The following is a 10345-nucleotide window of genomic DNA, read 5'->3' on the forward strand; positions in this document are numbered from 1 at the left end:
GGCGGATCATTGCGCGCCAGTCGCCAGTAATGCCTCGCATGGAACATAGGCAGGGATTGCGCCATCCGCAACCGTGCGCAGCCAATCGGTCGCCCGACGCCTTAACGGTTACGCGGCAGAATCGACAGGAAATTGTCCCGTGCGACTTTCCTCGCAACCTGCTCAGGCAAGGCGTCGAGAAACGGATCGAAGCTGCGCATTTCCTTACAGAGTTTGTTGAAACGTCCCACCACATCAGAGCCGAGCATGAAGCGATCCGGGAAGCGCTCCACCAGTTTCAGCCAGGCTTCTGAAGGCTTGCCCTGCGCATCCAGCAAGTAAGGCGTCAGCATGCTCCAGGACAGATCGATGTACAGATTGGGATAAGCCTCGAGCATTCGGCTCAGGGTCGGCAACAGAAAATCCAGCCGAGTCTGATGCCGATGGACTTCAGCGCTGGTGCCCGCGTGAGCCCAAATGAATCGCGTGTGCGGATGATTACGCAGCGGCTCCTCGACTTCCGACAGATACAGCGGATTTTTCTCACGCTTGGAGGTGATGTTGGAGTGCAGCATCGCCGGCAAGTCGTTCTCGGCCGCGAGGTGATAGATCCGGGTCATCGCTTCGTTGTTGGCCCGTGGCGTGTCCCCGGAAGTCAGCGCGGTCAGGTCATCGTGCCGGGTAAACACTTCGCCAATCCCCTGCCACAGCCCCGGATTGAGGTCGAGCATGCGCTGGATGTGCGCCGCGGAGTTTTTGTCGTTGGGATTGAAGCCTGCCAGGAACGGGTGAAAACGCTGGCGCTGCTCGGGCGTCAATTTGTTTACCGCTGCCGCGACGATCACATCCGTCGCGCTGTACCAATAGGCATCGGCATCATCACCGGCGTAATAGCGCGGGCGCTTCGGTTCGTCTTCGTGCCATTTCTTCGCCACCGGGATGCCGGAAATCATCACATGATCAATGGCATTGTCGTCCATGGCCTTGAGCAATGCTGGCATGCCGGCGGTTTCCTGGAAAAAGTCCACGTAATGCAGGTGCGCGTCGCTGTAGGCGTATTCGCGTGCATTGGCGTAAGCACTGGGCAGCGCCAGCAAACAGGCAAGGCTCAAACGAAACAAGGGCACGGGCATTCTCCGGGAGCAGGAAAAACATAGACCTCTGCACACTTGAGACGGTTCAGCCGGTAAGAAAGTGGAACGCGCATCGGTAGGGATGCTCTATACCTTCAAGGTCTTTTTTGTTCGAATGACTTTTTAGCCTGGGAGGCTTCTCATGACCGTTACCGTCAATACCGTTTCCGCCGAAGGTTTTCGCCACAGTGTCCAGATCGACGACCACGAACTCTTTGCCGATGTACCCAAAACCTCTGGTGGCGAAGGCACCGCCCCCGAGCCACACGACTACTTCGACGCGGCCCTGGGTGCCTGCAAGGCCCTGACCCTGAAGATGTACGCGAAGAAGAAAGACATTCCGCTGACCGGCGTCACGGTCGAAGTCAAACGTGACAACAGCGAAGAGCAGAAAGGCAAATATGCCCTGCACGTCAAACTGACCCTCAAGGGTGTGCTCACTGATGCTCAGCGCGACGAATTGCACCGTGTGGCCGACCGTTGCCCGGTGCACAAGCTGATGACCAGCTCTGAAGTCAGCATCGAAACCCATCTGTCCGAAGGTGCCTTCAGCCAATAGCGGCAAGCGCTGCACAAGCGGGTTATGCTCCACGCGTCACCCGCTCAGCCTGGAATGCACCATGAACACTCCGCTCGTGATCCGCCCCCGCGCCGAAGATGTCGAGGGCCAACCGATTCTGCGCCCGCTGCCGTCAGCCAAATGCCGTAGCGTCGGGCCTTTCGTGTTTTTCGACCACATGCTCCAAATCCGTTATCCGGCGGGTAAAGGCATGAACATCCGTCAGCATCCGCACATTGGCCTGTCCACCCTCACCTACTTGTTCGAAGGCAAAATCCAGCACAAGGACAGTCTTGGCTCCGATCAAGTGGTAGAGGCCGGCGATGTCAGCTGGATGACGGCGGGCAGTGCGATTGCTCACGTTGAACGTACCCCTGAAGCCTTGAAGGCAAGCGGCTTCACGATGCATGGCTTGCAGATTTGGCTCGCCTCTCCGAAAGAGTATGAACAGGGGCCTGGCCACTACAGCCATCACCCGGCGGCGACGTTGCCGGTCAGCGATAACCTTGGCGTGAAGATCCGGATGATTGCCGGGTCAGGCTTTTGCCTGGAATCGCCGGTGCCGGTGCTTTCTCCTACGCTGTATGCAGAATTGAACCTGCAAACGGCGACCACCTTGCTGATTCCGACCGAGCATCAAGAACGGGCGCTGTATGTGCTCAGTGGCGAAGCGCAGCTGGATGGCGAGTTGCTGGAACCGCATGCGCTGGTGGTGCTGCCTGCCGGAGAGGAAATGACGTTGTTCGCCGAGAGCGACTGTCATGCGGTGCTGTTTGGCGGGGCGCCGCTAGACGGGCCGCGGCGAATCAACTGGAATTTTGTGGCGAGCGATCCGGCGGCGATCGATGAAGCGCGGCGACGCTGGGCGGCCGGGGATTGGCCGACGGTGCCCGGGGAAAGCGAGCGGATCGAACTGCCGAAACACCGAAGCGAACCGACTCCCCTGTAACTGATCGTTCCCACACTCCGCGTGGGAATGCAGCCCGTGACGCTCCGCGTCACTGGACGCGGAGCGTCCCTAGAGGCATTCCCACGCAGAGCGTGGGAACGATCAAGAGTGTCAGGACAGAAAACAACTATCAGCCGCTAAACACTTCATCCAGCAGATTGTGCATCGAGGTAAACGCCCGCTCCGCTGTCTTCGCGTCATACATCATCTTGCCCGGCACATTCGCATGCGGATCGGTAAATGAATGCACCGCGCCGCCGTAGCTGAGTAGCTGCCAATCCACGCCCGCCGCATTCATTTCCACTTCAAACGCCGGTAATTGCTCCTTCGGCACCAACGGATCGGATGCGCCGTGCAACACCAGCACCGAGCCCTTGATGTTTTTCGCATCAGCGACGTTCGGCGTATCCAGCGTGCCATGGAACGAAACGGTCGCTTTTACCGGCGCGCCCGTGCGGGCCAGCTCCAGAGCGCAGCAACCGCCAAAACAGAAACCGAAGGTCGCCAGTTTCGAGGTATCGACCGCCGCCTCGTCCTGCCCTTGCAACTGTTCGAACGCCGCCTGCATGCGTTTGCGCAGCAAGGCGCGGTCGTTCTTCAGCGGCATCATTGCTGCACCCGCCTCGTCGCCATTCTGCGGACGCACCGGCTGGCCGTACAGATCCGCAATCAGCACCACATAACCCTTGGCCGCCACCGACTTGGCGATCGCCTCGGCACCGGCGCTGACACCCATCCAGTTCGGCGCCATCAACAGACCGGGACGTGGGCCTTTGTGGTCGGCATCGAACGCCAGACGGCTTTCATACGCCTGGCCATCAATCTGATAAGCGACGGAACGAACAGTGATTTGGCTCATGACTAACTCCCAGTAAAAGACACCAGAATAAAAAAACCCGCCGAAGCGGGTTTTTGTACAACGCAGTTAAACCGACAGTTCAACCAGCAGCTTGTTGAGACGGCGCACGTAGGCGGCCGGGTCTTTCAAGCTGTCGCCGGCGGCCAGGGCCGCCTGATCGAAGAGAATGTGCGACAGGTCGCCGAAGCGCTCGTCGCTCTGCTCGTTGTCGAGTTTCTCGATCAGCGGGTGAGCCGGGTTGAATTCGAAGATCGGCTTCGAATCCGGAACCTTCTGACCGCTGGCTTCGAGGATCTGACGCATCTGCATGCCCAGGTCCTGCTCGCCGATGGCCAGAATCGCCGGGGAATCGGTCAGACGGTGGGAAACCCGCACTTCGGCGACGGAATCGCCCAGTGCAGTTTTCAGACGCTCAACCAGACCTTCTTTGGACTTGGCAACTTCTTCCGCGGCTTTCTTGTCCTCTTCCGAGTCCAGGTTGCCCAGGTCCAGGTCGCCGCGCGCTACGTCGACAAAGCTCTTGCCGTCGAAGTCGCTGAGGTAGCTCATCAGCCACTCGTCGATGCGGTCGGTCAGCAGCAGCACTTCGATGCCTTTCTTGCGGAAGACTTCCAGGTGCGGGCTGTTTTTGACTTGCGCATAGGTTTCGCCGGTCAGGTAGTAGATCTTGTCCTGACCTTCCTTGGCGCGCGCCAGGTAATCGGCCAGACCCACCACTTGCTCGCCTTCATCACCGCTGGTCGATGCGAAACGCAGCAGGCCAGCGATTTTTTCTTTGTTGGCGAAGTCTTCTGCCGGGCCTTCTTTCATGACCTGACCGAAGTTCTTCCAGAAGCCTTTGTATTGCTCAGGCTCGTTCTTCGCCAGTTTTTCCAGCATGTCCAGAACGCGCTTGGTCAGCGCCGACTTCATGGAATCGATGATCGGGTCTTTCTGCAGGATTTCCCGCGACACGTTCAGCGACAGGTCGTTGGAATCGACCACGCCTTTGATGAAGCGCAGGTACAGCGGCAGGAACGACTCGGCCTGATCCATGACAAATACGCGCTGTACGTACAGCTTCAGGCCTTTCGGCGCTTCACGCTGGTACAGATCGAACGGAGCACGGGTCGGCACATACAGCAGCGAACTGTATTCGAGCTTGCCTTCGACCTTGTTGTGGCTCCAGCTCAGCGGATTTTCGAAATCGTGCGCGATGTGTTTGTAGAACTCCTGGTATTCCTCGTCCTTGATCTCGGTGCGAGGACGGGTCCACAGGGCGCTGGCGCGGTTGACGGTTTCCCATTCAACGGCTGGCGCCTCTTCGCCTTCAACGGCGGCCACTTCTTTCGGCAACTCGATCGGCAAAGCGATGTGGTCGGAGTACTTCTTGATGATGTTGCGCAGACGCCAGCCATCGGCGAATTCGTCTTCACCGGACTTCAGGTGCAGGACGATACGGGTGCCGCGCTCGGCTTTCTCGACGGTGGCAACTTCAAAGTCGCCTTCACCCTTTGACGACCAATGCACGCCTTCGCTGGCGGCAGCACCGGCACGACGGCTGAACACGTCAACTTTATCGGCAACGATGAACGCCGAGTAGAAACCGACACCGAACTGACCGATCAGGTGCGAGTCTTTTTTCTGATCGCCGGACAGGTGTTTCATGAAATCGGCAGTGCCGGATTTGGCGATGGTGCCCAGGTGGGTAATCGCGTCTTCACGGCTCATGCCGATGCCGTTGTCTTCGAGGGTGACGGTTTTGGCGTCCTTGTCGAAGCTCACACGGATTTTCAGTTCGGCGCCACCTTCCAGCAGTTCAGGCTTGGAAAGGGCTTCGAAACGTAATTTATCGACAGCGTCAGAGGCGTTCGAGATCAATTCGCGAAGGAAAATTTCCTTGTTGGAATACAGCGAATGGATCATGAGGTGCAGCAGTTGCTTCACCTCGGTCTGGAAGCCCAGGGTTTCCTTTTGAGTTTCCACACTCATGGTCATCAAACTCCAATCAGATGGCAGTGGCCGCGACCTTGAGGGTCGGCGGCGGGTTGTCATCAGAGTTTGGGGCTGAGTTCAGGATTTCAAGGGCTCTTCAATTTTGAAATGGCCGCGGGCCGTGGCAATCGGTTCGGCTTCGGTGGTTTGCCAAGCCGTAATCGCAACGTTTGCCACGCGTCGGCCCTGTCGGCAAACCTGACATTTAGCCCACGTATCGCGAAACTGCCCGGCTCGCAGGTAGTCGAGGGAGAAGTCGATGATCTTCGGCACACCCGGCGAACCGGTGAAAATCAGCAGGTGCAGCGCTGCGGACAGCTCCATGAACCCGGCAATCACCCCACCATGGATCGCGGGCAGCAAAGGGTTACCAATGTTGTCCTTGTTGGCCGGCAGGCGGAACAGCAACTCATCCCCGACACGGGAACACTCGACGCCGATCAGTTTGGCGTAAGGGAGCAGGTGCAGCAGCGAGGCGTAGTCTCCCTGCTCGTGGGCCTGCTGAAGTTGTTCTTTGAAAGTGTCAGTCATTTCGCACCTCTGGCGATCGTACCGCCAAACCCCTTGGCGCCTTTGATGGCTTTGCCCATGCGCATGAATGTGCCGACGACATGGGCGATGGGCTGCTCGGGATCGTCCTGGTAGGCAAAGCCTCGAGCGAAGATCACGTCGGTGGTCACCCGGTAGCATTGGGCGAAACCGTAGACATCCTTGTGAGGCTCGGCGGCGTGCATGTAGTCAATGCGCAAATCGAGGGTCGGGCAGACTTCAAATTCGGGCAGGACGCAGAGGGTCGACATGCCGCAAGCGGTATCCATCAGGGACGTCAGCGCGCCGCCATGGATCACGCCGGTCTGTGGGTTGCCGACGATTTGCGGGCTGTACGGCAGGATGACCGTCAGTCCTTCGCTGCTGGCGCTGTGAACGCGCAAACCCAGTACCTGACAATGCCTGAGCGCTGAAAGAAATCGCGTCGCGCGCTCAAAAACGGGGTTTTCGGCCATGTGATAAACACTCTTCTTAGTATTCGGAAAACGTATTCGACGTATTCGTAAAAGTTCCCACGAGAATAATCTTATATATCTGAACGAATTGAGGAACTTAACCCTGGTGGCTATGCTCGAAAGGCCAGTAGATATTTTCCATAAGGAGATACACCCCATGCGTAAGACTTTAGCTATTGCCTTGATGTTGACCGCTTCCCTCGGTCTCGCTGCCTGCGATAAAAAATCCGAGGACAAAGCTCAAGATGCTAACCAACATGCCGAGCAAGCTCAGCAAGACATGAACAAAGCTCAGGATAAAGTGAACGACGCTGCGAAAGAAAACGCCGAAGCCGCCAAAGCTCAGGCTGAATCGGATGCAGCGGCAGCAAAAGAAGCACCTAAAAACTAAATCAGTTTTTAGCGTGATAAAGAAAACCCGCCAAGTGCGGGTTTTCTTTTGTCTGTGATTTACCCCGCTAGAGCAAAATAGTTCTAAAAGTCGGACTAATCATCAGCAGCAACGAACACACTAGCCCGATGAACCACACCAGACTCCGCTGCCAGGCAAGGTCAGCCCAATAGCACAGTAAATAAATGATCCGGGTAATCACAAAGATGATTGCCAGCGAATCGATCAGCCACCCCGCCGTTTGCGTGGTGTGCGCCATCAACACCCCCACCGCAAACAATATGAAGGCCTCGAAGCAGTTTTGATGCGCTGCCACGGCACGGGCGCCGAAGCCTGTGAGTTGCGCTTGTTGCTGACGCGGCAGGTGATTGTTGTAACCGCCCTGCTCTTTCATGGCCTTGGCCACGGGCATGCGGGCCACGTAGATCAGCAAGGCGCTGATAAACACGCACCAGAACGGAATACTCATCAAGCGGCCTCTTTATTGGCTTCGGGCAGTGGCGCCTCTGTAGGGGTATAGACCATCACATCGAGAACGTCGGAATGAAACTCCCGGCGATACAACACCAGCACCACGCCGGCACTCATCAACATGAACAGCCACGGGCTGACGAACCAGGCCAGCATGGTCATGCCGAAGTAGTAAGAGCGCAGGCCAAAGTTGAACTGGTTGGCGGCCATGGAGATCACCCGGGCGGCTCGGGCAGCGAACGCTTTGCGCTCTTGTTCGGACACGTGGCGCTCGCCGATCATTGGCGCCGATCCGATCAAAATGGCGGCGAAGTTGTACTGGCGCATGCACCAGCTGAAGGTGAAGAACGCGTAGACAAACACCAGCGCCAGGCACAGCAACTTGATCTCGGACATGCCCTGCGATGCCTGTTGCACCATCGGAATATCTGCCAGCAACGACACGGCCCGTTCAGAGGCGCCGAGTACGGTGAGAATGCCGGCCAGGATAATCAGCGTGCTGGAGGCGAAGAACGAGGCGTTGCGCTCCAGGTTGCCAATCACGCTGGCGTCGGCGATGCGGTTATCGCGCAGCAGCATGCGGCGCATCCAGTCTTCACGGTACAAGTGCAGCACACTGGCCAGGCACGCGGTGTCGCGGCCTTTCCACGAGGCATACCGGGTGTAACCGCCCCAGCAGATGACAAACCAGAGCGCGGCGAGGATGTGGATGATGTTGGCGTGGATGAACGACATGCAGGTCCTTGTGAACGTTGGCATTGACCTTGTAGGAGCGAGGCTTGCCCGCGAAGGCGGTGTGTCAGGCGATAAATTTCTCCTGTGACACCGCCTTCGCGGGCAAGCCTCGCTCCTACAGGGTACTGGTTCGACGTTAACTCAAGGAAAAAGACACCGCATCTCGCGCATAAAAAATGCCCCGTATCGATTGATACGGGGCATTTCTGTTTTCTGCTTGATTGGCCCGCTTGTGGCGGGCCATGAAGCAACTTAAGCCAGCGCTTCTTCGCGCTTGCCCAGCAGACGGTCGCAAACCACCGCAACCACCAAGGTCATCACCGACGGCACCAGCCACGCAAGGCCTTGCTCGCTCAGCGGCAGGTGGGACAGCTGCGTCGGCATCCAATCCGCCAGACCGGCGCCCTTGAGCGCGTCGATCATGCCGAAGATGAACGACACCAACATCACCGGGCCAACGATACGGCCCTGTTCATGCCAGAAGTCTTTGCAGAAGCTCAGCGCCACCAGGGCGATGCACGGCGGGTAGATCGCAGTCAGTACCGGGATCGAGAACGCAATCAGCTTGGTGAGGCCCAGGTTGGACACAAACAGCGAGAACACGGCCAGGATGATCACCAGCGTCTTGTAGGACAGCGGCAGCACACGGCTGAAGTATTCAGCGCAAGCACAGGTCAGACCGACCGCCGTCACCAGACAGGCCAGAGAGATCAGCACCGCCAGAAAACCGCTGCCCAACGAACCGAAGGTGTGTTGAACATAAGCGTGCAACACCGCGGCACCGTTGGTTGCACCGGCCGCCACTTCATGGCTGCCGGAACCAAGACGGAACAGGCTGACGTACACCAGCGCCAGACCCACACCGGCAATCAACCCGGCAATGATTGCGTAACGGGTGATCAGCGCCGGCGACTCGACGCCACGGGAGCGGATCGCGTTGACGATGACGATGCCGAACACCAGCGCGCCGAGGGTATCCATGGTCAGGTAACCATTGATGAACCCTTGGGAGAACGGCGCCGCGACATACTCAGGCGTCGCCACGCCGATGTCACCGGCAGGCAGCGCGAATGCGGCGATGCCGAGTGCGGCCAGGGCGATGATCTTCAGGGGGGCGAGGAAACGTCCTACGGTATCCAGCAAACGCCCCGGATAGAGCGAAATGAAGAACACCAGCAGGAAGTACACCGAACTGTAGAGGAACAGCGCCAGCGGGCTCTCGCCGGTCAGCGGTGCCAAGCCTACTTCGAACGACACGGTCGCGGTGCGCGGCGTGGCGAACAGCGGGCCAACAGCGAGGTAGCACGCAGCGGCCAGCAGGCCACCGGCGATTTTGCCGATCGGGCTGCTCAAGGCATCCATCGCACCACCGACCTTGGCCAACGCAACCACGGTGATCACCGGCAAACCAACCGCTGTGATCAGAAAGCCCAGCGCCGCCATCCAGACATTGGGCCCGGACTGCAAACCGACGATAGGCGGGAAGATAATGTTGCCGGCCCCGACAAACAGGGCAAACGTCATAAAACCAAGTGCCAGGATGTCCTGACCTTTCAAAACTTTCATTAAGGAAATACCACACTACTGAATCGGAATTTAGAGAGGGATTTCCCTTGTGGGTGAGGGAAATGCTGTCGGTCCGTATAGGACTGACCCTTTAGCGCGTTGCTTCCTTGTGGGCCGCGGACGCAAAAATGGCTGCTAGCCTAACGAATTTGCCCGACAAACGCACTGTTAAGGGGCGATCTATCCGATACGCGACATTTCCGTGTCGCGTTTACATATTTTATTTACTTGCACAGAACCCCGTGGCGAGGGGATTTATCCCCGTTGGGTCGCGAAGCGGCCCCAAACCTGAATTCGAGGTGTATCAGATGCACCGCATACAATGGTTTTACGACTGCTGCGCAGTCGAACGGGGATAAATCCCCTCGCCACAACGGCCCATCACAATCTCCAGAAACGACAAAGGCCACCCGAAGGTGGCCTTTGTTTGGTGAAGCGTCAGCTAAGCGCGAGGCTTACTTGATCGCCCAACCGGTCAGCTCGGACAAAGCCTTGCCGATGTCTGCCAGCGAACGCACGGTTTTAACGCCTGCGTCTTCCAGGGCAGCAAACTTCTCGTCTGCAGTGCCCTTGCCGCCAGAGATGATTGCGCCAGCATGGCCCATGCGCTTGCCCGCAGGGGCAGTCACACCAGCGATGTAGGAAACAACCGGCTTGGTCACGTGTGCCTTGATGTAGGCAGCCGCTTCTTCTTCAGCCGAACCGCCGATCTCACCGATCATCAC

The 10345-nt window shown here is 57.9% G+C and carries 11 protein-coding genes and 1 pseudogene; 3 read left to right on the forward strand and 9 right to left on the reverse strand.

Features of this window, described 5'->3' with window-relative positions; translation table 11 throughout:
* Positions 1 to 101 precede the first annotated feature (101 nt).
* Positions 102 to 1112: an amidohydrolase family protein gene (locus tag ACIQV9_RS10965; protein WP_403101006.1), complete on the reverse strand. Its 1011-nt coding sequence runs from the start codon at positions 1110 to 1112 to the stop codon at positions 102 to 104.
* Positions 1113 to 1254: 142 nt separating this feature from the next.
* On the opposite strand from ACIQV9_RS10965, the gene ACIQV9_RS10970 reads away from it, so the two are divergent.
* Together ACIQV9_RS10970 and ACIQV9_RS10975 are read left to right on the forward strand one after the other, a co-directional pair.
* Positions 1255 to 1671 carry an OsmC family protein gene (locus ACIQV9_RS10970; protein WP_403101008.1) on the forward strand — a complete coding sequence of 139 codons (417 nt, stop codon included), beginning with the start codon at positions 1255 to 1257 and terminating at the stop codon, positions 1669 to 1671.
* Positions 1672 to 1732: 61 nt separating this feature from the next.
* Positions 1733 to 2620 carry a pirin family protein gene (locus tag ACIQV9_RS10975; RefSeq protein WP_403101010.1) on the forward strand — a complete coding sequence of 296 codons (888 nt, stop codon included), beginning with the start codon at positions 1733 to 1735 and terminating at the stop codon, positions 2618 to 2620.
* Between the two features lie 130 nt (positions 2621 to 2750).
* Here the strand turns inward: ACIQV9_RS10975 and ACIQV9_RS10980 are convergent, their stop codons facing one another.
* From ACIQV9_RS10980 to ACIQV9_RS10995, 4 genes are all read right to left on the reverse strand, one after another.
* Positions 2751 to 3479, reverse strand: a complete 729-nt coding sequence (locus ACIQV9_RS10980) for a dienelactone hydrolase family protein (RefSeq protein ID WP_403101012.1) — start codon at positions 3477 to 3479, stop codon at positions 2751 to 2753.
* Positions 3480 to 3545: 66 nt separating this feature from the next.
* Positions 3546 to 5450, reverse strand: a complete 1905-nt coding sequence (htpG, locus tag ACIQV9_RS10985) for a molecular chaperone HtpG (protein ID WP_403101014.1) — start codon at positions 5448 to 5450, stop codon at positions 3546 to 3548.
* Between the two features lie 81 nt (positions 5451 to 5531).
* Complete coding sequence (locus ACIQV9_RS10990; RefSeq protein WP_403101016.1) at positions 5532 to 5984, reverse strand: PaaI family thioesterase; 453 nt, start codon at positions 5982 to 5984, stop codon at positions 5532 to 5534.
* Positions 5981 to 6457, reverse strand: coding sequence for a PaaI family thioesterase (locus ACIQV9_RS10995; RefSeq protein WP_403101018.1), 477 nt, complete (start codon positions 6455 to 6457; stop codon positions 5981 to 5983). The genes ACIQV9_RS10990 and ACIQV9_RS10995 overlap by 4 nt, the downstream gene beginning before the upstream one ends.
* Before the next feature lie 157 nt (positions 6458 to 6614).
* Here ACIQV9_RS10995 and ACIQV9_RS11000 point away from each other — a divergent pair, with 157 nt between their 5' ends.
* On the forward strand, positions 6615 to 6848 hold the full coding sequence (locus ACIQV9_RS11000) for a hypothetical protein (RefSeq protein WP_109635983.1): 234 nt from the start codon (positions 6615 to 6617) through the stop codon (positions 6846 to 6848).
* Between the two features lie 67 nt (positions 6849 to 6915).
* On the opposite strand, the gene ACIQV9_RS11005 is transcribed toward ACIQV9_RS11000, so the two are convergent.
* From ACIQV9_RS11005 to ACIQV9_RS11020, 4 genes and pseudogenes are all read right to left on the reverse strand, one after another.
* On the reverse strand, positions 6916 to 7317 hold the full coding sequence (locus ACIQV9_RS11005) for an MAPEG family protein (RefSeq protein WP_403101020.1): 402 nt from the start codon (positions 7315 to 7317) through the stop codon (positions 6916 to 6918).
* The gene (locus ACIQV9_RS11010; RefSeq protein ID WP_403101022.1) at positions 7317 to 8054 is read right to left on the reverse strand and encodes a DUF599 domain-containing protein; all 738 of its coding nucleotides are present in this window, start codon (positions 8052 to 8054) and stop codon (positions 7317 to 7319) included. The genes ACIQV9_RS11005 and ACIQV9_RS11010 overlap by 1 nt, the downstream gene beginning before the upstream one ends.
* 252 nt (positions 8055 to 8306) lie before the next feature.
* Positions 8307 to 9620, reverse strand: a complete 1314-nt coding sequence (brnQ, locus tag ACIQV9_RS11015) for a branched-chain amino acid transport system II carrier protein (RefSeq protein ID WP_403101023.1) — start codon at positions 9618 to 9620, stop codon at positions 8307 to 8309.
* A 455-nt stretch (positions 9621 to 10075) separates the two neighbouring features.
* Positions 10076 to 10345: pseudogene (locus tag ACIQV9_RS11020) on the reverse strand (succinate--CoA ligase subunit alpha); the annotation flags it as partial.

It is taken from the genome of Pseudomonas sp. NPDC099000 (genome assembly GCF_044759925.1).
Taxonomy (GTDB): Bacteria; Pseudomonadota; Gammaproteobacteria; order Pseudomonadales; family Pseudomonadaceae; genus Aquipseudomonas.